The 26838-nt window shown below is 61.5% G+C and carries 24 protein-coding genes; 8 read left to right on the top strand and 16 right to left on the bottom strand.

Annotation, left to right across the window (positions count from 1 at the left end; genetic code table 11):
• Positions 1–5: 5 nt before the first annotated feature.
• From JK208_RS01470 to JK208_RS01460, 3 genes are read right to left on the bottom strand one after another with little or no spacing between them, the layout of a single operon-like run.
• A complete protein-coding gene (locus JK208_RS01470) occupies positions 6–1121 on the bottom strand; it encodes an SPOR domain-containing protein (RefSeq protein WP_211574072.1) in 1116 nt (371 codons plus the stop codon).
• Entirely contained in the window at positions 1118–2926 is a 1809-nt protein-coding gene (argS, locus tag JK208_RS01465; RefSeq protein WP_211574071.1) for an arginine--tRNA ligase, read from the bottom strand. The genes JK208_RS01470 and argS overlap by 4 nt, the downstream gene beginning before the upstream one ends.
• A 43-nt stretch (positions 2927–2969) precedes the next feature.
• Positions 2970–4145 carry a deoxyguanosinetriphosphate triphosphohydrolase gene (locus JK208_RS01460; protein WP_211574070.1) on the bottom strand — a complete coding sequence of 392 codons (1176 nt, stop codon included), beginning with the start codon at positions 4143–4145 and terminating at the stop codon, positions 2970–2972.
• A gap of 190 nt (positions 4146–4335) precedes the next feature.
• On the opposite strand from JK208_RS01460, the gene JK208_RS01455 reads away from it, so the two are divergent.
• Complete coding sequence (locus JK208_RS01455) at positions 4336–4680, top strand: iron-sulfur cluster assembly accessory protein (RefSeq protein ID WP_194261616.1); 345 nt, start codon at positions 4336–4338, stop codon at positions 4678–4680.
• A 4-nt stretch (positions 4681–4684) separates the two neighbouring features.
• Positions 4685–5461, top strand: a complete 777-nt coding sequence (gene xth, locus JK208_RS01450) for an exodeoxyribonuclease III (protein ID WP_211574069.1) — start codon at positions 4685–4687, stop codon at positions 5459–5461.
• A 41-nt stretch (positions 5462–5502) separates the two neighbouring features.
• Here the strand turns inward: xth and JK208_RS01445 are convergent, their stop codons facing one another.
• Positions 5503–5775, bottom strand: coding sequence for a YXWGXW repeat-containing protein (locus tag JK208_RS01445; RefSeq protein WP_062033715.1), 273 nt, complete (start codon positions 5773–5775; stop codon positions 5503–5505).
• 573 nt (positions 5776–6348) lie between these two features.
• On the opposite strand from JK208_RS01445, the gene JK208_RS01440 reads away from it, so the two are divergent.
• A complete protein-coding gene (locus tag JK208_RS01440; protein WP_249201866.1) occupies positions 6349–6579 on the top strand; it encodes a hypothetical protein in 231 nt (76 codons plus the stop codon).
• A gap of 86 nt (positions 6580–6665) precedes the next feature.
• Here JK208_RS01440 and aspS read toward each other — a convergent pair whose 3' ends face one another.
• From aspS to JK208_RS01425, 3 genes are all read right to left on the bottom strand, one after another.
• A complete protein-coding gene (gene aspS, locus JK208_RS01435) occupies positions 6666–8462 on the bottom strand; it encodes an aspartate--tRNA ligase (protein WP_211574068.1) in 1797 nt (598 codons plus the stop codon).
• A gap of 93 nt (positions 8463–8555) precedes the next feature.
• Complete coding sequence (locus JK208_RS01430) at positions 8556–10127, bottom strand: FAD-dependent oxidoreductase (protein ID WP_211574067.1); 1572 nt, start codon at positions 10125–10127, stop codon at positions 8556–8558.
• Between the two features lie 145 nt (positions 10128–10272).
• Positions 10273–11040: a DUF2076 domain-containing protein gene (locus JK208_RS01425; protein ID WP_211574066.1), complete on the bottom strand. Its 768-nt coding sequence runs from the start codon at positions 11038–11040 to the stop codon at positions 10273–10275.
• 154 nt (positions 11041–11194) lie between these two features.
• Between JK208_RS01425 and JK208_RS01420 the strand changes: the two genes are divergently transcribed.
• Genes JK208_RS01420 through JK208_RS01410 form a run of 3 tightly spaced genes read left to right on the top strand, consistent with a single transcriptional unit; the run spans position 11195 to position 14766 of the window.
• Entirely contained in the window at positions 11195–12070 is an 876-nt protein-coding gene (locus tag JK208_RS01420; protein WP_099285417.1) for a glycine--tRNA ligase subunit alpha, read from the top strand.
• Positions 12063–14117, top strand: a complete 2055-nt coding sequence (glyS, locus tag JK208_RS01415) for a glycine--tRNA ligase subunit beta (protein ID WP_211574065.1) — start codon at positions 12063–12065, stop codon at positions 14115–14117. The genes JK208_RS01420 and glyS overlap by 8 nt, the downstream gene beginning before the upstream one ends.
• A gap of 25 nt (positions 14118–14142) precedes the next feature.
• Positions 14143–14766 (top strand): hypothetical protein, encoded by a 624-nt coding sequence (locus JK208_RS01410; RefSeq protein WP_211574064.1) that lies wholly within the window; start codon positions 14143–14145, stop codon positions 14764–14766.
• A 70-nt stretch (positions 14767–14836) separates the two neighbouring features.
• Here the strand turns inward: JK208_RS01410 and JK208_RS01405 are convergent, their stop codons facing one another.
• The 6 genes from JK208_RS01405 to JK208_RS01380 form a co-directional block, all read right to left on the bottom strand.
• Entirely contained in the window at positions 14837–16114 is a 1278-nt protein-coding gene (locus JK208_RS01405; protein WP_211574063.1) for a hypothetical protein, read from the bottom strand.
• On the bottom strand, positions 16104–17291 hold the full coding sequence (gene rodA / locus JK208_RS01400) for a rod shape-determining protein RodA (RefSeq protein ID WP_211574062.1): 1188 nt from the start codon (positions 17289–17291) through the stop codon (positions 16104–16106). The genes JK208_RS01405 and rodA overlap by 11 nt, the downstream gene beginning before the upstream one ends.
• Positions 17288–19291: a penicillin-binding protein 2 gene (gene mrdA / locus JK208_RS01395; RefSeq protein ID WP_211574061.1), complete on the bottom strand. Its 2004-nt coding sequence runs from the start codon at positions 19289–19291 to the stop codon at positions 17288–17290. Before mrdA ends, rodA begins: the two co-directional genes overlap by 4 nt.
• A 63-nt stretch (positions 19292–19354) precedes the next feature.
• Positions 19355–19921, bottom strand: a complete 567-nt coding sequence (locus JK208_RS01390; protein WP_211574060.1) for a hypothetical protein — start codon at positions 19919–19921, stop codon at positions 19355–19357.
• Positions 19922–19925: 4 nt separating this feature from the next.
• The gene (mreC, locus tag JK208_RS01385; RefSeq protein WP_099285422.1) at positions 19926–20855 is read right to left on the bottom strand and encodes a rod shape-determining protein MreC; all 930 of its coding nucleotides are present in this window, start codon (positions 20853–20855) and stop codon (positions 19926–19928) included.
• Between the two features lie 17 nt (positions 20856–20872).
• The gene (locus tag JK208_RS01380; RefSeq protein ID WP_062033912.1) at positions 20873–21922 is read right to left on the bottom strand and encodes a rod shape-determining protein; all 1050 of its coding nucleotides are present in this window, start codon (positions 21920–21922) and stop codon (positions 20873–20875) included.
• Between the two features lie 310 nt (positions 21923–22232).
• Here JK208_RS01380 and JK208_RS01375 point away from each other — a divergent pair, with 310 nt between their 5' ends.
• Both JK208_RS01375 and JK208_RS01370 read left to right on the top strand, forming a co-directional pair.
• The gene (locus JK208_RS01375) at positions 22233–22487 is read left to right on the top strand and encodes a YMGG-like glycine zipper-containing protein (protein ID WP_062110705.1); all 255 of its coding nucleotides are present in this window, start codon (positions 22233–22235) and stop codon (positions 22485–22487) included.
• Positions 22488–22534: 47 nt separating this feature from the next.
• Positions 22535–23035 (top strand): hypothetical protein, encoded by a 501-nt coding sequence (locus tag JK208_RS01370; protein ID WP_211574059.1) that lies wholly within the window; start codon positions 22535–22537, stop codon positions 23033–23035.
• 25 nt (positions 23036–23060) lie between these two features.
• On the opposite strand, the gene JK208_RS01365 is transcribed toward JK208_RS01370, so the two are convergent.
• From JK208_RS01365 to JK208_RS01355, 3 genes are all read right to left on the bottom strand, one after another.
• On the bottom strand, positions 23061–23828 hold the full coding sequence (locus JK208_RS01365) for a sulfite exporter TauE/SafE family protein (protein WP_211574058.1): 768 nt from the start codon (positions 23826–23828) through the stop codon (positions 23061–23063).
• A 167-nt stretch (positions 23829–23995) separates the two neighbouring features.
• Positions 23996–25567, bottom strand: a complete 1572-nt coding sequence (locus tag JK208_RS01360; protein ID WP_194261629.1) for a 2-isopropylmalate synthase — start codon at positions 25565–25567, stop codon at positions 23996–23998.
• Positions 25568–25776: 209 nt separating this feature from the next.
• On the bottom strand, positions 25777–26604 hold the full coding sequence (locus JK208_RS01355) for an N-acetylmuramoyl-L-alanine amidase (RefSeq protein WP_211574057.1): 828 nt from the start codon (positions 26602–26604) through the stop codon (positions 25777–25779).
• Positions 26605–26838 lie beyond the last annotated feature (234 nt).

Genomic DNA, 26838 nt, shown 5'->3' with positions numbered 1-26838 from the left:
AGCGCTCAGAACTGGGCTGGGGTACAGGCGACGGACTGCGCGTGCAGCTTCACGCAATAGGCCCGCGCAGCTTTCAGATCCGCAAATCCACCGATCCGCAGACGCACGAACGTATGATCGCCACGCGTGGTCTTCTCGAACAGCGGTGTGTGCCCGGCGAACAGGGCCGGAGCCTGATGGCGCAGGCTGTCCCACTCCTTGCGGGCTGCAGCCTCACTATCGAGTGCGCCGAGCTGCACTTCATGCGAACCGGACGGTGCATCCGCCTTGGAGGCCGTTTTTTCGGGAGCAGCGACCTTTGGCGGCGCGACACTCTCGGGTTCCGGCACAGGAGCGGGAAGCGGCTTTTCAACTGGGCGGGCCGCGTGATGCACGGGCGCTTCTTCTTTTTTCGGTGCCTCTTTTGGAGCCTCAGCCGGGGTATTGGCAGCAGTATCCGTCGGGGCAGCAGGCTGAACCTGCGGCTTCTCCGGCGGCGTCGCAGGCGGTGCTGCGGACTGAGGCTGTTCGGGTGCGGCAGATGCGGTGGCGTCCGGGCTGTTCGCAGGGGCAGTCGGGGCAGAAGCATTTCCCGGAGCTGTATCCGTCTTTGCAGGGTCCTGCGCCGGCGTTCCGGGGGGGACGCCATACTGACGGGCCAGCGCCTTCGTATCGGGCTGTTCGGGGCCGGGCGCGAGATGCGCCTCGCCATTGCCAGTCATGTCGGTTTCCCCGCCATCACCGCTCATGATCTGCATTCCGCCCGGATCGGCGGGGCGGTCCTTCACGGGGCCGGGCGGCGGGCCGATAATGGGAATGCCGCCGTGATGGGTTCCCATAAGCGACCAGCCGCCGACCGCCAGCATCAGCACAACGCCGATACCCACCGCACCGCCGACCAGCTTGCGTGTTGCGGGATCATTACCCAGCAAAGACGTCAGACGCCCTGCCCCAGCAGCATTAACAGGCGTAGCCGGGCGACGGCGCGGAGCGGGTTCGTCGTCATAGTCGTTACTCAGGCGCTCACGATCAAAACGCTGCTGCAGACGTGGGCCCGGGGCCGGACCGGGAGGCTGTTTCGGAGAGCGGCCATAATCGCCGGGGTCGGCGTTTCCGCGCCCCTGATCGTTTTCCGGGGTCATCGCATTTCCTCCACCGGCACGACGCCGAGAATGGTGAGGGCACAGCGCAGCGTTCCCGCAATGGCCGAAACAAGCGCCAGCTTGGCGAGGCTGGTTTCGCGATCGTTCTCGTGCAGGAAGCGCAGGGTGGTGTCTTCGCGGCCCCGGTTCCACAGGGCGTGGAAGTCAGACGCCAGATCAATGCAATAGGTCGCGATCCGGTGCGGTTCACGCGCCGTAGCCGCGGCTTCCACACTGCGGGGGAACGCGGCCAGACGGCGCAGAACGGCCAGTTCGACGTCCGAAGACAGGTTGGTCAGGTCAGCACCGCACAGGGCTTCCGGCGTCACGGCATCCGCGCCAAACATCGTCTCGGCCGAACGCAGAACCGAGCGGCAACGGGCATGGGCGTACTGGACGTAGAACACCGGATTGTCGCGCGTCTGGGCGACGACCGCATCCAGGTCGAACTCCATCTGCGCATCGGCCTTGCGGGTCAGCATCGTAAAGCGCACGGCGTCACGGCCCACTTCGTCGAGCAGGTCGCGCAGGGTCACGAACGTACCGGCGCGCTTGGACATCTTCACCGGTTCGCCGTTTTTCACGACGCGGACGATCTGGCACATCACGACTTCAAAGCCGGTCTTGCCGTCCGTCAGGGCGGAAATGGCGGCCCGCATCCGCGAGACGTACCCACCATGATCGGCACCGAGGACGTCGATCAGAACGTCGGCGCTCTCGGCCTTCTGGGCGTGATAGCCGATATCGTTGGCAAAATAGGTGTTGGTGCCGTCGGATTTGCGAAGCGCGCGGTCCTGATCGTCGCCGAACTCGGTGGAGCGGAAGAGCGTCTGCGGACGGGCTTCCCAGTCTTCCGGCATTTTGCCCTTCGGCGGCTCCAGCACGCCCTCATAGAGCAGGCCCTTGCTGTCGAGCGTGGCGATCGCGGCATCGACGCGACCACTGGCCAGCGTCTCGGCCTCGCTGGCGAAGACTTCGTGCGAGATACCGAGCGCTTCCAGATCTTCGCGGATGGCGGCCATCATCTGTGTCAGGGCTTCACGACGCACGGTCTCGAACCAGACGGACGGATCTGCCGGGCCACCTTCGGCATTGGCGAGCGAACGTCCGTGCTTTTCAGCGATGCTTTGCGCGACGGGGATCAGGTACTCGCCCTGATATTGCAGGCCGTTCGGGGTCAGGGCGCCGAATTCGTCTGCCGGGATGTCCGTGCCGATGGCCTGAAGGTAGCGCCAGTATGTGGCCCATGTCAGGGCGACGACCTGAGTTCCGGCATCGTTGATATAGTATTCGCGCGTCACCGGGCTGCCTGCGGCTTCGAGCAGGTTGGCCAGCGCATCACCCACCACCGCACCACGGCAGTGACCGACATGCATCGGGCCGGTCGGGTTGGCGGAGACGTATTCCACGTTCACGCGCGTCCCCTGCCCCATCGTCGAGCGGCCATAGCGGTCGCCCGCCTTGAGAACGAAAACAGCCACGCCCTGCAGGACTTCGGGCTTGAGCGTCAGGTTCACGAAGCCCGGACCGGCGGCTTCGGCCTTCGCGATCCCCGGCAGCTCGGAGAGTTTCGCGACCAGTTCGGCGGCAATATCGGCGGGTTTACGGCGCGCGGGCTTGGCGGCCAGCATCGCGGCATTCGTCGCCATATCGCCGTGAGACGGGTCACGCGTGGGGGTCAGGTCGACGCGCTGCACCACCTCTTCCGGCAGGCCGGGGACGACCGATCGCAGAGCCTCGCACACCTGAACCCGGGTGCGGGCAAAGAGACAGTCAGTCGTAAGGGTCGTGGTGTCAGCGGCCATTTCAGCTCGATTCCTGTAACGCGTCTTCAAATCAGAGGCTCTATCAGCCCAGCACGGAGAGGTCCGTCAACCGTCGATGTTCTTCCATCGCGAAACGATCGGTCATTCCGGCAATATAATCGGCCACCAGACGCCTGCGCTGCACGTCATCGGCGGCTTTCGCCCGCCCCCGTAGCGGATCGGGCAGAAGGCCGGGATCTTCGGACAGGATCTCAAAAATTTCGCGTACAGCAATCTTGGCTTTCCGCGCCATGCGGTTGACGCGCCAGTGGCGGTACATGCGGGCATAGAGGAACTTGCGGATGGCCTTGTTGGCTTCTCGCATGTCCGGGCTGAACGCTACGACAGGATATCCGGCATGGCGGATGTCGTCAGCGGACTGCGGATTGAGCGCTTCGAGGTTGCGGCGCGTCTGTTCCGTCAGGTCCGTGGCGAGCTGGTTGATGACGACGCGGATGGTTTCGTGACGCACGCGCTGCGCCTGATCGGACGCCTCACGCCCGATCAGGCGTTCCATCTCGCGTGACCGGCGCAGGGCGTCTCCGACCAACGGCAGGTCTTCGATGTCCTCGAAGGACAGCAGCCCCGCCCGCAGACCGTCATCAAGGTCGTGGCCGTGATAGGCGATGTCGTCCGACATGGCGGCTACCTGCGCTTCTGCGGACGCATAGCTTTGCAGATCCAGATGATGTTTCGCGTCGTATTCCGCGAAATAGGGCGTCGGACGTTTGACGGGGCCATTATGCTTGGCCAGTCCCTCCAGCGCTTCCCATGTCAGGTTCAGGCCATCAAAGGCGTGGTAGCGGGCTTCGAGCGCGGTTACGAGCCGCAGGGACTGGGTGTTGTGGTCGAAGCCGCCCCAGTCCTTCATCGCGAGCGCGAGGGCGTCTTCCCCGGCATGGCCGAACGGCGTGTGACCGAGATCATGGGCAAGCGCCACGGTTTCGGTCAGATCTTCGTTAAGGTCCAGATTACGGGCGATGGAACGGGCGATCTGCGCGACTTCGAGCGAGTGTGTCAGGCGCGTGCGGAAAAAATCGCCTTCGTGATTGATGAAGACCTGCGTCTTGTATTGCAGGGTCCGAAAGCCTGCGGAATGCAGCACACGGTCACGGTCCCGCTGCCAGGGCGAGCGGACCGGGCTTTCCACTTCAGGGTAGAGTCGGCCTCTGAAATCCGTAGGGGAGCCGGAATCCTGTACCGCGTAGATCGCTACCATCAAGACATGTCCTGCGTGAGCCGTCGGGCCGGGAGAGCGCCGTTTCGGGCGGCTTACGGGGGCATTCTACGCCAGCATCGTGCCGGTGCAAGCGTGGTCCCTCTGCCCTTCCCCTTTGCTCTGGGGGGCGCTCTGGCCATATAATCAGGACCGCAGTTGTCTTTTCAGAAAAGTCCGGGAACCAGAACCCATGTCCGACACCGTGCCTTTCAGTGTTTCCGCCAGTGCGGCCGCCCGCATCAGGGAGATCATTGCAGCGCAACCCGAACCTGAGGGGCTCGCGCTGCGCGTTGCGGTGCTGGCCGGAGGCTGCAACGGGTTTCAGTATCAGTTCAAGCTGGAACGCGATCAGGCCGCGGATGATGTCGTCATCGAACGGGACGGCGCACGCGTGTTTGTGGATACGACCAGCCTCGACCTGCTGGAAAACGCGGAACTGGAATTCGTGGACAAGCTGATGGGCGCGCATTTCACGGTCACGAACCCCAATGCGGCCTCGTCCTGTGGCTGCGGCACCAGCTTTTCGCTAGCCTGAGTTCATGAGCAACACGCCGTTTACCTTCGCAAGCTGGAACATCAATTCCATCCGCGCCCGCGCCCATCATGTTCAGAACTGGCTGGAGCGCCATCCGGACTGCGATCTGCTGTGCCTTCAGGAGATCAAATGCGAGGACAGCCAGTTCCCGGCCGCGTTCGCAGAAGCCGGACTGCATGTCGCGACCTCGGGGCAGAAAGCCTATAATGGCGTGGCCCTGATTGGACGCCGACCTTTCACAGTGACGCATCATGCGCTTCCGGGCTTCGATCATCCGTCTGCCCGTTATATCGAGGCGGAGCTTGATGGAATCACGATTGGCAATCTGTATCTGCCCAACGGCAATTCCGGCGGCGAAGACGGTTACGCGACCAAGCTGGCGTTTTTTGACGCTTTAGCGGAACGCGCGCGTGTTCTGCTCGATGCGGAAAAACCGTTTGCGTTCATCGGCGATTTCAATGTCTGCCCGACGGACGAGGATCTGGCGCCCGGCGCGCTTTCACCTGACGATGCGCTGGTCCGTCCCGAAACCCGTGCGGCATTCCGCAGGCTGGAATGGACGGGGCTGACGGATGCCCTGCGCGCCCTGCGGCCTGCGGGCCGACATTACACGTTCTGGGATTATCAGGCGGCGGCCTTCCAGCGGAACTCAGGGCTGCGGATCGACCATGCGCTTCTGTCGCCCCGCTTGACCGAGCGTCTGACAGCTTTCGTGATCGACCGAGACGAACGGACGAAGGAAAAGGCGTCCGATCACGTTCCGGTTCTCGTCACGGTCTGAAGGCGCAAGGGGAACAGGCCGCCTGTCCCCCTTGCGCCACCTCATGCGTGTCGTAGACTGGGTTTTCTGCTCAGATGGCCCGGCTGCCACTGATACCCGTTGCCGCTCCAGCGCCAGTAGCCCGGCACCCAGTGCAGGTCTCCGCGATGGGGCGGAATTGTTTCCGGCAGCGTATGCGGAGGCGGAGGCGGCTGGCGGTATGGGCCGCTATAGGGCACGAACTGGGCATGGGCTGTTCCCGACATCGGCGCAATCGCCATCGTACCTGCAAACAGGGCGGAAACAGCCAAGATCCCTGACAGATGTTTCAGCATCAATGCTCTCCTTCTCATGACGCCTTGTCACGGAAAGATGATGGCGAGACCGTCTTGGCGCGGCTGCGGCACATCTATGGCGGAATCCGGGCAGATGATGATTTTGTGTTGCAGAAGGGATGCCCTTTCCGCCTCTGTAACGGAAAGATACAGAAGTTGATCTGTGTCCTTAAAAACACAAAATCAGGATGAAATTTATTTTCAGTCTTTGATTTTGAATATTTTATATTGACTGTATCTTTTTTGATACAACCCCTGCTGCGCGCTCACATCTTGCGCATCCGCTTCGCACGCCAGTACCGCAGACCTTCATATCGTTTTTCGTTGGGGGTTTTCATCATGTGCATAGACTGGCGGCTTGCGGCCTATATTTTCGGCAGTATCTGGGCCTCCCCGCTTCGCGCACAGACGCCCGCCTATTTCATGCCCGCACATCATACCGCCCGCGCACAGATACCTCGTCCAGACTCCCTCCGGGGTCCTGCCCTACTGGACGGCATGAAATACCGAACCGCTTCAGGCAGATTAACCTTTAAACAGACAGAAACGAGCCCCTCTATCCGAGCCGAATGGATGAAGCTGGATTTGGCCAACCTCTCAAAAATCGGCCCCCTGAATGTCGAACGCGCGACACAGTCACCGCTGATGGAAGAAAAAGGCGTGACGACGACTTTCGCCTACCCGTTGAAAGCCATTCCAGGCGTGGACCTGACGGCGAGTTTCTTCGGAGGACACCGCGATACCATTCAAGGTGCCGCAGGCGGCAGTGCAGCCGTCACAGGAGGCATCCGAGTGCACTGGTGAGTGTGAGAACACACATGGCATAAAAAAACGGCATCTCCCGTGAAGGAGATGCCGTTCAGGCAACAGCGGAAAAACTCTCTTGAGAGTTACTTGCTGGCGGTCGGCTTGGGCTTCGGCAGGTCGAGCGCCAGATGAAGTTCCTTCAGACGGGCGGGCTCGACCGGAGCCGGGGCTTCCATCATCAGGTCTTCGCCGCTCTGGTTGAGCGGGAAGAGAATGACTTCACGGATGTTCGGCTCATCGGCCAGCAGCATCACGATACGGTCCACACCCGGTGCGGCACCACCATGCGGCGGAGCACCGTAACGGAAGGCGTTTAGCATGCCGCCGAAGCGCTCTTCCACGACTTCGGGGCCGTAGCCTGCGATTTCGAAAGCACGCAGCATGACTTCCGGCAGATGGTTCCGGATCGCGCCCGAGGAGAGTTCCACGCCGTTGCAGACGATATCGTACTGATAGGCATTGATCGTCAGCGGATCCTGCGTGTTCAGCGCCTCAAGCCCACCCTGCGGCATGGAGAACGGGTTGTGCGAGAAGTCGACCTTCCCGGTTTCCTCGTTCAGCTCGAACATCGGGAAGTCCACGACCCAGCAGAAGCGGAACGCGTTCTTCTCGATCAGGTCCAGTTCTGTGGCAACCTTGGTGCGGACAACGCCGGAGAACTTGGCAACCTCGTCCCCCTTGCCTGCGGCGAAGAACACGGCGTCCCCGGCCTTGAGGCCACAGGCTTCGCGGATGCTCTCGACGCGTTCGGCTTCGAGGTTCTTGGCAATCGGGCCCTTGCCGCCTTCGGCTTCAAAAATGATGTAGCCCAGACCACCGGCACCGCTTTCACGCGCCCATGTGTTGAGCTTGTCGAAGAAGCCGCGCGGACGGTCGCCCGCACCCGGCGCCGGAATGGCGCGGATCTGGCCACCCGAGGCCGCGATCTTGGCGAACAGGCCGAAACCGGACTCCTGGAAGGCTTCCGTGACGTCCCTGATGATCAGCGGGTTCCGCAGGTCCGGCTTGTCGGAACCGTAGTCGCGCATGGCGTCGGCATACGGAATGCGCGGGAATGCGCCGTCCGTGATTTTCCAGCCTTCAGGCGTGAACTCGTTGAACACGCCCGCGAGGACGGGCTCGAGCACCGTGAAGACGTCTTCCTGCGTGACGAACGACATCTCGAAGTCGAGCTGATAGAACTCGCCCGGGCTACGATCAGCGCGCGAGGCTTCGTCACGGAAGCAGGGTGCGATCTGGAAGTAGCGGTCGAAACCGGCAACCATCGCGAGCTGCTTGAACTGCTGCGGAGCCTGCGGCAGGGCGTAGAACTTGCCCGGATGCAGACGGGCGGGGACGAGGAAGTCCCTCGCGCCTTCGGGAGACGAGGCCGTCAGGATCGGCGTCTGGAACTCCGTGAAGCCCTGCGCGATCATGCGCTGGCGCAGGCTCGTGATGACCTTGCTGCGAAGCAGGATGTTCTGATGCATCTTGTCGCGGCGCAGGTCGATATAGCGATATTTCAGGCGCAGTTCTTCGGGATAGTTCTCGTTGCCTGCAACCTGGAACGGCAGGACTTCAGCGCTGGAGCGCACGTCCAGAGCCTCGGCCAGAACTTCCACATCACCCGTCGGCAGGTTTGGATTGCGCTGCGATCCATGACGCACCACGACCTTGCCGGTCACGGTGATGACGCTCTCGACACGCAGGCGCTCGACCTTTTCCAGCAGGTCCGTGCCCGAGGGGATGACGATCTGCGTGACGCCATAATGGTCGCGCAGATCGATGAACAGCAGGCCGCCGTGGTCGCGCTTGCTGTGCACCCAGCCGGAAAGGCGGACGGTCTGCCCGGCGTTCTCTTCACGCAGGGCGCTACAGTCATGGGTGCGGTATGGATGCATGGCGGGCCTCTTCAACGTCCTGTGCGGATAAGTGGGCGCAGGAAGCCGGGACGGCACTCTGATGTCAAGTTTTCTGCGACCTCAGGGGCGGGTTCAGGCCTTTTCCTTAATGAAACCATCAAAATCGACTGCAGCCCGCGCCATGTCTGCGGCATGCCCGGCTCCGGCCAGCGCGATGGGTTTGCCATCCTTTAGATAGGTCGCGAGGAACCTGAAACCACGGATATCGCCTTCCAGCGCCACATTGTCGAAGCTCTCGCCCCAGCCCAGAAGCTCGATTTTCTTGCCAAACTGCTGCGTCCAGAACCACGGCATCGGAACGTTCGGGGTATCGTGCCCCATCATCGCAAGAGCCGCGATCCGCCCCTGCACCTCCGCATGGCGCCAGTGCTCGATTCGCCGTGGCGCACCATCATGAAAGACGGCGGAAGCGTCCCCGGCTGCATAGACGCCAGGATAGGCCCCAACATCATCACCCCGCGTTACGCGCATCTGGCCGTTCACAACAATCGCACCGCTTTTGTCCCGCTCCAGCCCCAGAACATAATCCGTGGCCGGGATGACGCCGACGCCGAGAAGCACGAAAGCGGCGGGTAGTCGGGTTCCGTCATCCAGTTCCACGCCCGACGCCTTCTCACCGTCGCTCTCATCGGCATAGATTTTCGTGACCCGCGCATCCGAGACGAACGCCACACCGTTTTCTTCATGAAGCTGTCGCAGACGAATGCCGATTTCACGCCCGAACTGTTTTTCCATCGGGATTTCGTTATCGGAAACAATCGTTACCCCGACCCCGCGCTGACGCAGGGAAGACGCGGCTTCCAGACCGATAAACCCCGCGCCGACGATCGTGACCGCCAGATCGGGGTCGAGAATGGCGGCAATCCGCTCGGCATCCGCTTCGCGATGCAGCGTATAGACGCCCTTCATGTCCACGCCCGGAATATCCGGCTTTCTGGTGACGGCTCCGGTGGCGATCAGGACATGATCGGCTGTCAGTTTTGTCCCGTCCTGCAAAGTAGCGGTGCGGGTCTGCGGGTCGAACTGTGCCACATGGCCGCGGATGCGCGTGATGTCGCGCTCGGTATAAAATTCTTCTTCCCGAACCGGGGGCGCATGGGCTTTTTCGGATTCGCTGACGAGGACGGTCTTGCTCAGGGCCGTACGGTCATAGGGAAGATCCTTTTCCTCGCTCACCATCGTAATGGTGCCCGCAAAGCCTTCCGCCCGGAGCGTTACCGCCGCGCTGACGGCTGCGGCCCCGGCACCCAGAAGCAGGACGCTGTCGCCTTCCTGTCGTTTCGCGGGCGCGACACGCTGCACCGGTTTCAGCCCGACCAGAACGCGCCCATCGACAATCTGGGCCGGGTACCGTGGCAGGGGATCGAGAGCCAGCGGTTCGACGAGGCTTCCATCCGTCGCGTCAAAAACCGCCTTGTGCCAGGGGCAGACCAGCACGCTGCCTTTTTCGGTCCGGCAGAACGCCCCCTGTTCCAGCGGCGCTTCCTTGTGAGGGCATTTCCCAGCGAAGGCGTGGATTTTCTCGCCGTCGCGAATAAGCACCACCGGCGCTCCGTCCAGCGAAAACGGAGTGATCCTGCCATCTTCAAGCGCATCGAAAGCGGAAAGATCGCGGAAATCGGCATTCGGGGCGGAATGGGACATCGGATGGGGCCTCCCGGTCGGGAAAGAGGTCAGGTCATGAGAACGAACGCAGCATAGGGCGACAGGTTGGCAAACATCAAAAAACCCGCCCGGACATAATGGTCCGGACGGGTTTTTTGAAAACGCACTGTCTGACAGGGCCAGATCAGAACATGTCGTCGAATCCGCCGCCATCACCGCCGCCGAAGTCTCCGCCACCGGAATCGCCACCGCCGAAATCGGAGTTGGAGAAGTTGCCGGCATCAGTGCCCGAACCGCCGAAGGGATCTGCGCTCGAAGCGTCACTACCATAATTGTTGATAATGGTGTCGCCGCCCGTACCCCAGCCACCGGCTGCGTCACCGCCGCCGCTGTGATGGTCGGAGAACAGGCCTTCAAGCGCGTTGGCAGCCATCATGCCACCGGCGACGCCCGCAGCCGTGGTCAGGGCCGAGCCGAGGAAGCCAGAGCCGCCACGCTGGAACATGCCCGGCTGATAACCCGGCGGATAACCATATTGCTGCTGCGGCATGAAGTTCGGCGGAGGAGCAGCCTGTGCGCCCCAGCCCGGCGGGGGAGCGGACTGCTGCGGACGGTTGCCACCGCCGAAGAAACCACCAAAGAGCCCACCCGGCTTGCCGCCGCCGGACTGCTGCGCCTGTGCGAGTTGCTGCTGGGTCTGCTGGAGCTGGAATTCGAGCTGGCGAATACGGTTCTGCGCCTGCGCCAGAGCGGCTTCCTGCACCACGGCCATCTGGGTGACGCGATAGCGGGCTTCCGGGTACTGCTGGAAGTTCTCGGCGATGAAGCGGTCCGCTTCGGGGTCGACGGGCGGCAGAGGGGCGGCCGGTGGCTGGCCGGGTCCCGTGACCTGCGGCCCTCCCCCGACACGGGCGACGAAACGGGCGATCAGATCGCGTTCTTCGTTGTTCATCGTCATCATCCTTCCAGATGAAGAAATTGCTGAGCCTCCATCATATGATGCAGCCACGGCCAGTCTACAAGATCAACCGCAGGAGGCTCCCTTCCGGTTCCGGGCCGGTGCCTGTAAGGTGGCGCCCGATTTCTGCCAACCGGAGCCTATCGAATTGTCTGCGACCCGGCCGCTCTGTTTTCAGGACCTGATCCTGCGCCTTCATCAATTCTGGTCCGAGAAGGGCTGCGCCATTTTGCAGCCCTACGATACCGAACTCGGAGCGGGCACGCTCTCCCCTCACACCACGCTCCGTGCGCTCGGTCCCAAGCCGTGGGCTGCGGCCTATGTGCAGCCCTGCCGCCGTCCGTCGGATGGCCGTTATGGCGAGAACCCGAACCGTCTTCAGCACTATTACCAGTATCAGGTGCTGCTCAAGCCCACGCCGGAAGACAGCCAGCAGCTTCTGCTCGACAGCTATCGCGCCATCGGGATCGACCCCGAACTGCACGATATCCGATTCGTCGAGGATGACTGGGAAAACCCGACCATCGGCGCTTGGGGATTGGGCTGGGAAGTCTGGTGTGACGGGATGGAAGTCTCGCAGTTCACCTATTTCCAGCAGGTTGGCGGTATTCCGACCGTCATGCCGTCCACGGAGCTGACTTACGGACTTGAGCGTCTGGCGATGTATGTGCAAGGCGTCGAGAACGTTTACGACCTCGATTTCAATGGCCGTGGCCTGACTTATGGCGATGTGTTCCTGCGCGCCGAACAGGATTATTCGCGTCATAATTTCGAGCTTGCCGACACGCAGATGCTGCTGACGCATTTCAACGATGCCGAGCGCGAGTCCATGCGTCTGTCCGAGGCTGGCGTGGCTCAGCCCGCCTATGACCAGTGCCTCAAGGCCTCGCATCTGTTCAATCTTCTGGATGCACGCGGCGTGATTTCCGTGTCCGAGCGCGCCTCCTATATCGGGCGCGTCCGTGCGCTTGCCAAAGCCGCCTGCGACGCCTGGCTCGCCGGTGAGGAGACGTCCCATGGCTGAACTCTTTCTCGAACTGTTCAGCGAGGAAATCCCCTCCGGCATGCAGGCCCGTGCGGCGGACGATCTGGGATCGCTGCTGACCAAGGCGCTTGATGGTCTGAATCCGCGCGATCTGCGGACGTTTTTCGGGGCCCGACGCATTGCGGCGGTTCTAAACATCGATGCTGAAATCCCGGCCCGCAGCGTGTCCGAACGCGGCCCGCGCGAGGGTGCGCCGGAAAAGGCTCTGGAAGGCTTCACGCGCAAGCATGGCGTCACACCGGCGGATCTGACGCTGGAAAACGGCTTTTGGGTTCTGAACAAGTCGCTCGATCCGGTGAGTGCGGAAAGCCGCGTGTCCGAAGCCGTGCCGGATCTGCTGTGGAAGTTCCCATGGCCCAAATCCATGCGCTGGGGGGCGGGTTCGAACTTTACATGGGTTCGTCCGCTGCGCCGGATCGCGTGTCTGCTTGACGGGCATGTCGTGCCGTTCGCCATCGCCCGTGACGGGGATGACGCGCATGGGCTAAAAGCGTCCAACCTCTCCGAAGGTCATCGCTTCCTTGCACCCGGCGCGTTCGAAGTCCTGTCCGCCTCGCAGTGGCAGGACGAGCTTGAAACGCGCTCGGTCATCGTGGACATGGACAGCCGCCGCGACATGGTCCGCACCGGCGTGGCGCGTCTGGCGGAGCAGCATGGCATTACCGTCGTGCAGGATGACGGGCTGGTCGATGAAGTCTGCGGGCTGGTCGAATATCCGGTCCCGCTGCTAGGCCAAATCGACGCTGCCTTCATGGATCTGCCGGCCGAAGTGATGCAGGTCTCCATGCGGATCAACCAGCGCTATTTCGCGCTGCGCAATCCGGATGGCAAAGCCGCGCCGTATTTCGCCTTCATTGGCAATCTGCCGTTCAAGGACGGTGGCAAGCTGACCACGGCGGGGAATGAACGCGTGCTCCGCGCCCGTTTTGCCGATGCGCGGCATTTCTGGGATCTGGACCGAAAGACAAAACTGGCCGACCGTGTTCCGGCGCTGGCAGCGGTGACGTTCCATGCCAAGCTGGGCACGCAGGCCGAACGCGCCGAGCGGATAGAGATGTTGTCGGGTTGCGTGGCGGAAGCCATGGGCCTCAATAGCTTACAAATTCATCAAGCCGTACGCGCGGGTCTTCTCGCCAAGGCAGATCTGACGACCGGAATGGTCGGCGAGTTCCCGGAACTTCAGGGCGTCATGGGCGGCTATTACGCGGCGCATGATGGCGAGGACGAGGCCGTCTCCCGCGCTGTGGCCGAGCATTATCTGCCGCGCGGTCAGTCCGACGACACGCCAAAAGCGCCGGTTTCAGTGGCCGTTGCTCTTGCAGACCGGTTGGATCTGCTGGCCGGGTTCTTTGCCATTGGCGAACTGCCGAGCGGTTCGGGCGATCCGTATGCGTTGCGCCGTGCCGCACTCGGCATCATTCGCACGATCCGTGACAATGGGCTGCGTCTAAACCTGACGACGCTATTCGCACAGGCCGCCAATGGCCGGACGGGTGACGAACTGGCCAAGCTGCCGGACTTCATGGCCGAGCGTCTGCGCGTGCAGCTTCGCAGCGAAGGCGAACGGCATGACGTTCTTGCGGCCATCCTGACGCACGGTCTGGATGGCGATCTGGTCCGACTTCTGGCCAGAACTTCGGCACTGTCGGACATGATCCAGACGGAAGACGGGCGCAACCTGCTTGCCGCCGCCAAGCGCGCCGCCAACATTCTGCGTATCGAGGATAAAAAGGACGGCCCGCATACCGGCGCACCCGATCCGGCTCTCTATACGCAGGACGAAGAACGCGCTCTGGCCACTGATCTGGATCAGGCCGTTCCTGCGATCGAAACAGCTCTCAAAGAAGAGCGTTTCACGGATGCGATGCAGGCCATTGCGGCCCTGCGCCCGACGCTGGATCGCTTCTTCGAGGCCGTGACGGTCAATGCACCGGAGCCGGAGGTGCGAGCCAATCGCCTCAAACTGCTGGCCCGCTTCCGCGCCACAACGGCCCTGATTGCCGATTTCGGGCAGATCGAGGGCTGATTTTCAGGGGAAGCGCAGGATACGAATGTCCTTCGCTTCTCCTTCGACCGAACGTCGACCGACAGACGCTCTGTTCCCTTCCACAAAAAAGGCGACGCTGATGAACCCGCTTCAGATTCACCTCATTACCGCCGAAGCCACAGACACGTCTGCCATCGTCAAGGGACATGTCAGCGGAGGCGTCGTCGGCGGACAGTCCGGTACGGTCGGAATGGTTCATGGGCGCACTGACACCATTCTCTCCACGCATATCTTTTACGAAAACCGGGCCTATACGCTCAGTCAGGTTAACGGGAAGCTTCCGATCCGGGCCGGAGACAGGCTGCTTGTCCTGTGTCGCAAGACAAAGACCGGGGAATGGGGTGTTCTGTCCGTCCTGAACCTGAGCAACGGGACGTCCTATCGTCATAGTAGCGGAGCTATAGCGATCTATCTGTGGGCGGCGGCTTTTCTGTCGCTTTTCACCATATTTTTCGGGGTCGGGCTCGTTCTGGCCCCGCTCATGCTCTATCTGGCGGGGAAATTCACGTTTGTGACCATGCCACAGATTCAGGCCGCTAATGCCCGTCTGACCATGATCGAAGCCCTCCCGCCCGAGGCCCGTGACGCTTCGATTACGGACTTCAACACATCACCCCGACATCTATAGCCCGGACACCCGCCGATATTCTGGCCGGGCGTCACAGGACCTGAGGGGCACACGCAGGACCCGTCGGCTCTCAGCGTTTGCGGATCTGCGCGGTCATTGGTGAAGGCTGGATGCCGTAAGTAATGATTGTTCCGGAAGGGGCGCGCTCGAACTCCGCGGCTTTCGTATAGAAATCCGACATTGGAAAGAATGGAAAGTGCCAGTCCCGGATACAGGCTGCTGTGACGAGCAGGAGCGCCGATACCCCGGCTACCCTCACCGCAGGACGCGGCGCTTTGGCGAGAACAAAGAATGACCCGAGCAGGGTCAGCATCGCGAAGATGTAATACCGATCGCTCCAGCCGGAATACTGCATGACATGCCACTGGGGCTGATCAATGGACACCTGAGGATGGGCCAGGGCCGCCGCAAACGTCAGCCCGGAAACAAGAAGCGCCTCACGGAAAATCGCGGGACCCCGTAGACAGGCATAGATCAGGGCGGCGATACCCAGAAGACAGAGTACAACCGCCGGGCTGCGGTGCTGCCACCACAATGCCGACCCCGCCACATCCGCAGCCGCATGCTGTCCGAACAAAAGACCGATCTCGATATTGAGGGCGATGATGCGCATCCCCGTGATGAGCGAGGCGCCAAGTTCGGTGCCAACCCGCTGATGTGCCTTGTGCAGATAGGTCAGCGCCTGCAACCCGACGCACAGAGTAACGAACGCCAGTCGTATCAGATGTGAACGATCCCGGACCGCCGCAACCCGGAGCAGAGCGATCGGAAACAGGAAGACGCAGAACGGCCCTGTCAGCCCTGACAGCAACAGGACTGCGCCATCGAACAGGCGCTCCCCCCATCCCTGTGGCGGCGTGCTCTGGAGAACCAGAAACGCCAGAATGGCGAGGTGCCACTGGGAGTTGGTGAGATTGACCTGCACTTCGTAGGAATTGGGCAATGCAACCATGAACAGCGCGAACAGTAGGCGCGACCTCCTGTCCGGCCATGCCTGATCCAGACGTCCGGTGAGCAGGAACAGAGGTGGCGCGAGCTGCACCAGAAAGGCCACGAACGCAAAAAGGGTCGGAGCCAGATGGAACGGCAGACCCTGCGCCAGAAGGCCGATCAGGCGGGGGAAGGTCTGGAGATATCCCGTCTCCGGGTTGAGCAGGCTGGCCAGACCCTGCTCATAGGCCTGCGGGTACCAGACCCATGAATCTTCTCCCCAGAACTGCGCCATCAGCAGTGCGCCTGGATGTCTCAGGAACAGGGCCACTGCGAAGAGCAGTCCCCAAAGCACCATCTGACGCACGGACATCCCACCCTGAGGGATCGTGAGGGCACGCAGATACTCAGTCCTCATCGTCTTCCATCCCCGGATCGCGTTCGTTCCGATGCACCCAGGCGGACATGAGCAGGCCAAAGCCGAACATCATCGTCAGCATCGCCGAGCCGCCATAGGAAATCAGGGGCAGCGGCACACCGCCGACCGGGATCGCGCCCATAACCATCGACAGGTTTACGGCGCAGTACAGGAAAAAATCCATCGCAATGCCCAGACCCAGCAGCCGCCCGAACTGATTGCGGCTGCGGATCGCAATGAGCATTCCGCCCATGACGAGCGTTGCAAGCAGCGTAATGACGGCGATGCCGCCAACGAAACCCCATTCCTCCCCGATCATGGTGAAGATGAAGTCCGTCTGTTTTTCCGGCAGGAAGTTCAGCTGTCCCTGACTGCCATGCAGATATCCCTCGCCCCACATCCCGCCCGAACCAAGGGCGATTTTGGACTGGATGATGTTGTAGCCCGCGCCGAGCGGATCATGTTCGGGGTGCAGAAAGGTGTCGATCCGGGCCTTCTGGTAGTCATGCAGATGGCTGTAGATCAGCTTTCCCATGAAAGGCAGCGGCGCCACGAGCAGCAGGATCTGCCACAGCCGCATTCCCGCCGCGAAGAACAGCGTCGCCCCGATAACGCCAATGATGGTGGCCGTTCCAAGGTTGGGCTCTTTGAGCACCAGCAGGACCGGCAGCAATGTCAGGAGCGCAGGGGGGATCAGGCGCAGAGGGTTGCCCATCCGCTCGTTGCCGATGCGGTGAAACCATGTTGCCAGCATCAGGACGAGGCCGATTTTGGCGAATTCGGAAGGCTGGAACTGCATTCCCGCCAGATTGATCCAGCGTTCCGCCCCCTTCCCCACATGGCCCATCCGCAACACAAGAGCGAGCAGCGTGACCGAAAGCAGATAGACCGGAACCGCCGCCATCCGCAGAACGCGCGGACTGACGAGCGAGACCGCAATCATCATGACAAGGCCGAAGCCGAACCGCACCATCTGCGGCCCGGCAAACGGCTTGGCCGAGCCTCCGCCCGCGGAATAAAGCGCGATATAGCCCACACCCGCCAGCACACAGACCAGCAGGACATACAGCCAGTTGACCTGAAGCAGACGTGCCATGGGCCTGAAATCAGGCTCGGCACGCAGGAGGCGGCGGTCGGATTTGAGAAAGCCGAACGTGTTCAGGCCGTTGCGTTTCATTGCGTCGCTCCCCGCTCCGGCTGATCGTCTGCAACGGGGTTCTCCGTGGGAGCAGAAGCGCTGGCTTCAGCAGGGACGGACGGCGTTTGTGCCTCCACAGGGGGTTGCGGAGCGGCAGGTCGGACGTCACTGGCCGGATCGCGCAGCAGAGTATCGGTCATGATGAGTTTGGCGAGCGGAGCGGCTTCGTCCGCGCCCGCATTGCCATGTTCCACCACCACCGCAACGGCATATTTCGGATTGTCGTACGGCGCAAAGCAGATGAACAGCGCATGGGGGCGGTATTCCCACGGCAGGTTCATGGAGTTGAAGTGCCCGGATTCACGCAGTGCCCGCGACACACGCCGAACCTGCGCCGAGCCTGTCTTGCCGGCCATCTGGATCCCCGGCAGGTCCAGCCGCGCCTTGGGGGCCGTGCCGTGCTGATCGTTGACGACCGCAAACATGCCGCCGCGTACGACATCCAGAAATTCCGGCGGCAGATCGACCTTTGGCACATCGTCCGTGGAAGCCATTGTGGAAATCTGGTCATTGGTCGCCCGCAGCAGATGCGGCTGAACATTGCGGCCCGAAGCGATGCGGGAGGTATAGGTGGCAAGCTCCAGCGGGGTAACCTGGACGAACCCCTGCCCGATGCCCGCGTTCACTGTATCGCCGCCATTCCAGTGAAAGCCGTGCTTCTGACGCCATTCGGGCGTCGGGATCACGCCGGAACGAACATGTGGCAATTCAATTTCCGGTTTGACGCCCAGCCCCATCGTGTTGCCAACCGCCTTGATCGGGTCCATGCCGCAACGGCGCGCGACTTCATAGAAATAGACGTCGCAGGAATATTTCAGGCCCTCGCGCATGTTGATCATGCCGTGGCCCCAGCGGTTCCAGCAATGGAAACGCACGCCGCCCAGATCGTAATATCCGGGGCAGTTGAAACGGTCCTGCGCCGTAACGGAACCGGATTTGAGGGCTGCGAGCGCCACGGCGGGCTTAAAGGTCGAGCCGGGCGGGTAGAGACCGGACACAGCCTTGTCCACGAGCGGCGTACGCGGATCACTGGCCCATTCGTTCCACTGCGCGTGACTCACGCCTGAATCGAACAGGGACGGATCGAAAGACGGGGTGCTGACCATCGCCATCACTTCGCCGTTCCGACAGTCCATGACGACCGCACTCGCCACACGGTCTTCGAGACGATCAAGAACCTGTTGTTGCAGAACGGAATCCAGCGTCAGACGCACGTCCTCGCCCTGCTGCCCTTCTACACGGTCGATCTCGCCAATGACGCGCCCGACCGCGTTGACCTCCATCTCCACAGAGCCCGGCTCGCCACGCAGGGAGGCTTCCTGCGTCTGCTCGATCCCGGCACGACCGACGCGCATTCCCGGCAGGGAAAGTGTCGTGTCTTTCGCCACGTCCTCCTCGTTCGGAGGCGCGACATAGCCCACGATATGGGCGGTCAGTCCTTTGAACGGATAAAGCCGCGTCGAGCCGACATCGACCAGTACGCCCGGCAAAGAGGGCGCATTCAGTTCGATCCGGGCCATGTCGTCCCAGGACAGGAATTCATGCAGCGTGACAGGGACGTATTTATGGACGTGTCGCAGATCACGCTCGATACGCGCGCGGTCATGCTCGTCCAAAGGCACGATCTGGGAGAAACGCTCGATAACGGCCGGGATGTCGGTCGTTTCTTCCGGCATCAAAAGCGCGCGCCAGCTGACCTTGTTGTCTGCAAGAGCCACACCGAAACGGTCATGGACCGTGCCGCGCGCAGGCGCGAGAAGACGTTTGCTGGTGCGGTTACGCTCGGCAAGCTGGCGCAGATGGCCGCCATCCACGACCTGAAGATTGTACAGTCGCCGCCCGAGCACACCCAGAACCCCGGCCTGCACGGCCATGACCAGCAGAGCGCGGCGCGTGAAAACGCCGCGCCCCGAACGCACAGGCTCAGCCTGACGTTTCTGGCGTATCCGCGAGCGGAAGGGGGTCTTTCGGGAAAACATCAGGGCAGGAATTCAGATCCGGAAAAGAAAACAGCCTTCGACGCGGCACGCAGAAGGACGCTGTCAGGCCTGATCGGGATTGGCAAATGTGCGGCGTCCCCAGACGAACAGCGCGGTCAGGCTGGGATAGATACCGATTGTCAGCGCCGCCTGAAAGAGGCCAGGTGCGGGAGAGAGCAGCGCCACGGCGTGCAGACACACGAGCGCCCACTGAAAGAAGGAGGCGATTATAGCAAAAACGCTGAAAATCAGCCACCCCATGAGAAATCCCAGGCGCGACAGGCCATAACGCCAGTGATGCGCCACGCCGTAAATCACCAGAAGCGACAGCAGCACCGTTCCCGGCGGCCCGAAACTGAAAATTTCTACAACCAGCCCGCACAGGAAGACTGCAAGCGCCGGCATGGAGCGGGGACGGCTATGGGCCCAGAACCAGACTGTACACATCGCAATCCCAAACTGAAGCTGCGCCTGTCCGGGGATTCCGAACGGCGCGGACAGCAGGATGGCGGAGAACATGATGAACAGCGACGGCATCGCCGCCCGGCTGGACATGTCGAGTGCGCGGCGGAACGTCTGTTTGGGTTCCACTGCGGAATGCAGATGGGGCGTGGAGTTCTCGGCAACCATGCGCTTATTGCCCTCCCCGTCCCGGCATATCCGGCAGGTTGGGCAGCCATGAAAATGGCAACGGCCCGGTAAGCGGATTCTGCGGCAGCTTCTTTACCCGCACGCGGCCCGGCGCATCCGGCGCCTGCGAATCGTCATCGCCATAATCAAACACGCGCACGATATCGAGCCGGTCCAGATCCGCATCAGGTACGACGACGGGGCGGTTCGGTGCGCTGTAATGCACCGTGCCGACCGGCAGCCCGGCGGGCATCGTGCTCTGGCCCCGCGTCTCGACGCGTTCACCTTCAACGGGATGATGGTCCTGCGGATAAAAGATCAGGCGCGGCGCGGCGGTATCGTCACCGGCCATGATCGCATCCCCATGCGAGGAGGCCAGCGTGACGGGAATACGACTGGCATCGTCATTGATCATCAGAACACGGACCGTATGCGGCCCGACTTCCGTCACGCGCCCCAGCAATCCGGCGGCATCCAGCGCGACATCCCCGATCCGGACCTGATGGCCGCTGCCGACATCCAGCAGAACCGCCCGCGAATACGGACCGCCATCATCGCGGGTGACGCGCCCCGTCACGTACTGGGGAACGGTTTGTGGAATCCAGTGCAGGCTGTTTTTCAGACGGCCATTTTCCGCCGCCAGCGCAACCGCCACATCGTACCAGTGTCGCAGGGCGCGGTTTTCGTCCCGAAGACGAGAATTCTCTTTGGCAAGATCGGTCGCGCCGCGCAGATCCGTCAGCCAGACCATCGCACGTTCCTGCGGCCAGACCAGCCCATGATAGGCCGGGGCCATGAAATCCGTCGCCATCAGTCGCACGCCGTCAACGGCCGGACGACGGACCAGCCCCAGAAGGACAAGCCCGACCGCCAGCAGGATCAGGAGAGGCAGGATGGCCTTTGCAAGCACCTGCCGGGCATGGATGGACAGCATCCGGCGTCAGCCAGTCCTCAGTACATGCTGCTCAGAACACTACGCAGACGACGCATTTCCTCAAGCGCCCGCCCCGTTCCGAGCGCGACACACGACAGCGCGTTTTCCGCAACCGTGACCGGCAGGCCCGTGTAAAGGCGCAGCACCTCGTCCAGACGATACAGAAGCGCACCACCACCCGAGAGAACGATGCCCTTGTCCACAATATCGGCGGCCAGTTCGGGCGGCGTGTTTTCAAGCGCAGTCGTCACGGCATCGACGATCTGCATCACGGGTTCGGCCAGACTCTCGGCGATCTGGGCCTGGCTGACGACCACTTCGCGCGGCACGCCATTAATAAGGTCGCGACCCTTGATCTCTGTCAGCGGACCGTCGGGGTTGGCAGGATCGTCCGGCATCATGGCGGAGCCGAGTTCGATCTTGATCCGCTCAGCCGAGCTTTCGCCGACCAGAAGATTATAGGTCTTGCGAATATAGGAGATGATGGCTTCGTCCATCTTGTCTCCGCCCACGCGCGCGGAACGGGCATAGACGATGCCGCCGAGGGAAATGACTGCAACTTCCGTCGTACCACCGCCAATATCCACGATCATGCTGCCCGAGGGTTCCGTGACCGGCAGGCCCGCGCCAATGGCTGCCGCCATGGGCTCCTCAATCAGCATGACCTTGCGTGCGCCCGCGCTCTCTGCGCTTTCCTGGATAGCGCGACGTTCGACCGCCGTGGCGCCGGAAGGCACGCAGATAATAATCTGCGGGCTGGCGAAAGCGCGGCGGTTGTGAACCTTGCGGATGAAATGCTTGATCATTTCTTCCGCGACTTCAAAGTCCGCAATCACACCATCGCGCAGCGGACGGATGGCCGTGATGTTTCCCGGCGTGCGGCCAACCATCTGCTTGGCTTCATTGCCAACCGCAAGAACCTGTTTCTTGCCACGCACTTCGGCGATCGCCACAACGGAGGGCTCATCGAGGACAATGCCGCGACCCTTGACATAAACGAGCGTGTTGGCAGTGCCGAGGTCGATGGCCATGTCGGCAGACATGAGACCCAGCAGACGAGAAAACATCCAAAACTCCTGGCGCGGCTCTGTGCGGGTGACAGATGGCGGATCGTGATTGCGGGGCGGTTCCCCGCGGGTGGACTTAACCAGACGCGGCAGGTTCAGCAAGGCCCGGAGAGTCAATATAATGCGCGCGACGGGATCAGGGCGTCCAGATCCCATTTTTCAGATCCCATCCGGGGACATGGAAAAAAATAATCGTGCGCCCCGATCCTGCCACCCTTCTGTCACGTTATATGTGTCTAGAAGTGCGAAACCGTTCCTTCCGAACCGATCACCGGATGACGGACCGGAACGTCAAACAGGATGATTTGTCATGAAAACCCTTACAACACCCCGCTTTCTGGCAGCTCTGGCTCTCTGTGGCGTCGCTCTCACCGGCTGCGGCAGCCCGTATGACAGCGGATCCCGTGCCGGGTCCGGCGCCCTGATCGGTGCAGGTGGTGGTGCAGCAATCGGCGCGCTGGCCGGTGGTGGCCGCGGTGCGCTCATCGGTGCGCTGGCTGGTGGCGGCACGGGGGCCGCAGTTGGTGCCGCAACGACACCTAACCGCCCACGCAACGGATATTGAGCTATAAGCAGCGCTCACTCCGTGAGAGACGATCAAGGATTCGGACTATGAGGACCGCTTTTTCCCATACTGGCCTGCGCTGCACGGCGCTGGTCGGAGCATTTGCCACGATCATGGCTCTGGGTGGATGTGAGGGGAACTACAACCCTGGCTCCCGCGCACTGGGAGGCGGCCTTTTAGGCGGCGGAACAGGTGCGGCGATCGGCGCGCTGGCTGGCGGCGGTCGTGGCGCGGCGATCGGTGCTCTGGCAGGCGGCGTTCTGGGTGCCGGTGCAGGTGCGATCACCACACCTAACCGCCCCAGTTCCCAAAGCGGCTATGGCCAGCAGCAGGGCTATTACAACAATCAGCAGGGCGCTTACTCGCAACAGCAGGGTCAGTATATGCAGCCACAGTACCAGTGTCCGCCAAACACGAACTGCCAGCAGCCGCAATATCCCAATGGATATCCGAACAATACCTACCCGCCCAATAGCGGATATTCCCAGCAGGGTGGCTATCAGCAGCAACCCCCGGCCCAGAGCTATCCGGGCAATTACGGCTACTGAGCCGTAACACCCTGCCCCATCGGCCTCAGATCATTCTCAGGCCGATAATGGCCAGAAGGATGCCCAGAAACCATCTCTGTGCATCCTCTGGCAGCCGTCCTGCCAGAAGCGTTCCCAGCAGAATGCCGGGGATGGACCCCATCAGCAGTTCCACGAGCACAACGGAATCGACCGCGCCCTGAAGCCAGTGTCCGCCACCGGCCAGAAGCGCCAGCGGTACGGCATGGGCGATGTCCGTCGCTACAAGTTCGCGCGTACTGACACGTGGATAAAGCACCGTCAGCGCGGCCATGCCGATTGCCCCGGCCCCGACAGATGACAGCGTGACCAGCGTTCCGAGAACGACACCCAGAACGACCGTCAGCACATCCACCGTCTGCGGACGCAGCGTACCAGCATTGGCAGACCATTTCTGGAGCCACGGCTTGAACAGGATGGCAGGTACCGTCAGCAAAAGTGCGATGCCCAGCACTTCGGTGATGAGTTTCGAGATGAACGGGCTCGGACCAAAATGACGCAAGAAAATCAGGCACAGCAAACCCGCCGGAAGACTTCCAGCTATCTGAAGAAAAACGATCCTCCAGCGTACAACACCGTGATGGCGATTGAGTGCCGTCCCGAAGATCTTGGTAATAGCGGCATAAAGCAGATCAGTGCCGACCGCCGATTGCGGTTTAACGCCGAAAAGCAGGATCAGCAGCGGGGTCATCAGGGAGCCACCGCCCACGCCGGTCATTCCAACCAGAAAGCCTACCAGCAGTCCTGAAAGCGTATAGAGCCATGAATGCGGCATGAGGGTTCCTTGTCCGGCCAGATAAGAAAACCATACCGATCGTGTTATATTTGTCTACTGCTTATATAAACTATATTCTATAGTTAATATGTGTGACGGACAAAAAAAACGGGCATGCAGAGATCCTCTGCATGCCCGCTGACTAAAGGAAAACCGTTTCGGTTGGATCAGGACAGAGCTTCCGGCTCCCGACGCTCACGCTTGGTCAGGAGCTTGTTCAGTGCATGAATATAGGCACGGACAGCGGACACCACCGTATCGGCATCAGCCCCCTGCCCGTCCACAAGCTTGCCGTTTTCCTGCAAACGCACGGTCGTACGCGCCTGAGCATCCGTGCCTTCCGTGACGTTCGCCACCGAGAACAGCGCCAGTTCGGCTGTGTGCGGGAACGCTTCACCAATGGCGCGGAAAGCGGCATCGACCGGGCCGTTACCACTGACCGCAGCGTACTGAATGGCGCCGTCCACGCTGATTTCGAGCTTGGCCTGAGACTTCTGCTTCGTCCCGGAAGCCAGTTCCAACGAGATCAGGTGGACCCGCTCATGATCGCGGCTCTCGTCATCGACAAGGGCGCGGATATCGTCGTCGAACACGACTTTCTTGCTGTCAGCCAGATCCTTGAAACGCGCAAAAGCAGCGTTCAGAGCCTCGTCTTCCAGCGGCGGATAGCCGAGCTGCGCCAGCTTGTCGCGGAACGCCGCGCGGCCGGAATGCTTGCCCATGACCAGCGAGGTCTTGTTCCAACCCACGCTCTCCGGTGTCATGATTTCGTAGGTCGCAGCGTTTTTCAGGATTCCGTCCTGATGGATGCCGCTTTCATGCGCGAATGCATTGCGCCCGACGATGGCCTTGTTCGGCTGCACGTCAAAGCCCGTGATCGTCGCCAGCATGCGGGACATGCCCAGCAGCTTCGTCGTCTCGATGCCGGTCACCTTGCCGTACTGGTCGTGACGGGTCCGCAGGGCCATGACGATTTCTTCAAGCGCGGCATTGCCTGCGCGCTCGCCGATGCCGTTGATTGTGCATTCGATCTGACGCGCCCCGCCCTCAACAGACGCCAGCGTGTTGGCAACGCCGAGGCCCAGATCGTTGTGGTTATGGGCCGAGAAAATCACCTGATCCGCACCCGGAACGCGCTCGCGCAGCATAGTGAAGATCGCACGCATTTCTTCCGGCGTGGCGAAGCCGACCGTATCGGGAATGTTGATCGTGTTCGCGCCATTGCGGATCGCCATTTCTACACAGCGACACAGGAAGTCGGGATCGGTCCGCGAACCATCCTCGGCAGACCATTCTACGTCATCCGTGTACTGGCGCGCCTTCTGGTTGCCGGACGCGATGATGTCCAGAACAGTTTCCGGCTCCATCCGTAGCTTATATTTCATGTGCAGCGGAGACGTGGAAATGAAGTTATGAATACGCGGACGCTCGGCCTTCTTCAGCGCCTCGCCACAGGATTCAATATCCCGCTTGCCACCACTGCGGGCCAGACCGCAGATCACCGAACCACGAACGTCCTCGGCAATCCGGCGCACGCTCTCGAAATCGCCTTCGGACGCCACGGGGAACCCGGCCTCGATCACGTCAACGCCCAGAGCGCTGAGCGCATGAGCCATGCGGAGCTTCTCTTCGAGGTTCATCGAAAAGCCGGGGGACTGTTCGCCGTCGCGCAGCGTGGTGTCGAAAATGATGACGCGGTCGTCGGCGATGGTGCCGAAGGACGGGTGATGAAAAGTCATGATTGTGATCGTCTCGTCTGGTTCAGGGTGGCTTTCGGTCTGTTATCCCCTGAACGCAACGGAGCGCTGTCCGCCTAGAATAAGGCGTTCAGGGGCCGATAAGTCGAAGCGAGAGGATCGAAAGAAACGTCATGGCTGCGTTAAATTACCGATTCTTGCGCCATGCGCAACCCGCATGATCATAAAGTCTCCCCCGCGCACAAAGCGGGTCAGCCGGTCATGACACCGGAATGCGTTGCGAAATAACGGTCTATGGCGGTTTTCATGGCGCTGGCGACCTGTGTGCGGTGCACTGCCTGACGCAGGGCCGCTTCATCCAGCCGGTTCGACATGAACCCCATCTCGACCAGAACCGATGGAATTTCGGAAGATTTCAAAACCACGAAGGCCGCATGCCGCGAAGGATGGGTCAGGAGCCCGATCCTGTTCCGGAACGAATTGACGACACTGGCCGCCATATGGGCCGACCCCCGACGCGTTTCTTCCGAAACAAGGCTCGCAAGGATCTGCTGTACGTCGGGCGACATGCCGTGGAATGCCGGTCCGGCAAAGCGATCGGCACTGTTCTCCGTCCGTGCAAGAGATGCTGTCTGCGCGTCCGACGCCCCGCCTGAAAGTGTATAGACGCTCGCGCCCCGCACATCCCTGTCATGCAGGGCATCGGCATGCATGGAAATAAAGAGATGCGCCTGATGCCGTTGCGCCAGTTCGACACGTCCTTCAAGCGGAATGAACCGGTCTTCGGAACGGGTCATGGCAACACGGTACCGGCCCGAGGCCATAAGCTGGCGGCTCAGTTCGGACGCAGCGGCTTCGGCAATATGTTTTTCATAGGTGCCTGAAACCCCGATGGCGCCAGGGTCCTTGCCACCATGTCCGGGGTCCAGCATCACAAGAGGTTTCGGGGGCAGCGCACCACGATGCACGGCGGGAGCGTGCAGCTTTACGTGAACCGGGTGACGTCCGAAGGCTGTCAGAGGCGTCAGCAGAGACACTCCCGAAAGACCGCCGAAAGCCAATATGCGTCGCGTCAGCATCCCTTGTTTCCCGGTTGCAGCGGTGAATGACGAAACCACCATACAGCACCAAACCCTGTCAGGAACATGGCAGAAGGCTTAGGCCGACATCGCCCCACGCAGAAATGAAAAATGCCGCCTCTACCCCGGACTTGCCACAGACAGCAGTTTCGGTCATCCTGCGCGACAGGGACCTGTAAAGCGCGGTCCGACCGGATACGGGCCTTAACCTTTCCCGTGCCGCTCCCGCCTTTT

It is taken from the genome of Gluconobacter sp. Dm-74 (genome assembly GCF_018256135.1).
Classification (GTDB): Bacteria; Pseudomonadota; Alphaproteobacteria; order Acetobacterales; family Acetobacteraceae; genus Gluconobacter; species Gluconobacter cadivus.
Note: the sequence above shows the minus strand (reverse complement) of the source record. Positions and strands in the feature narration are given on the sequence as shown.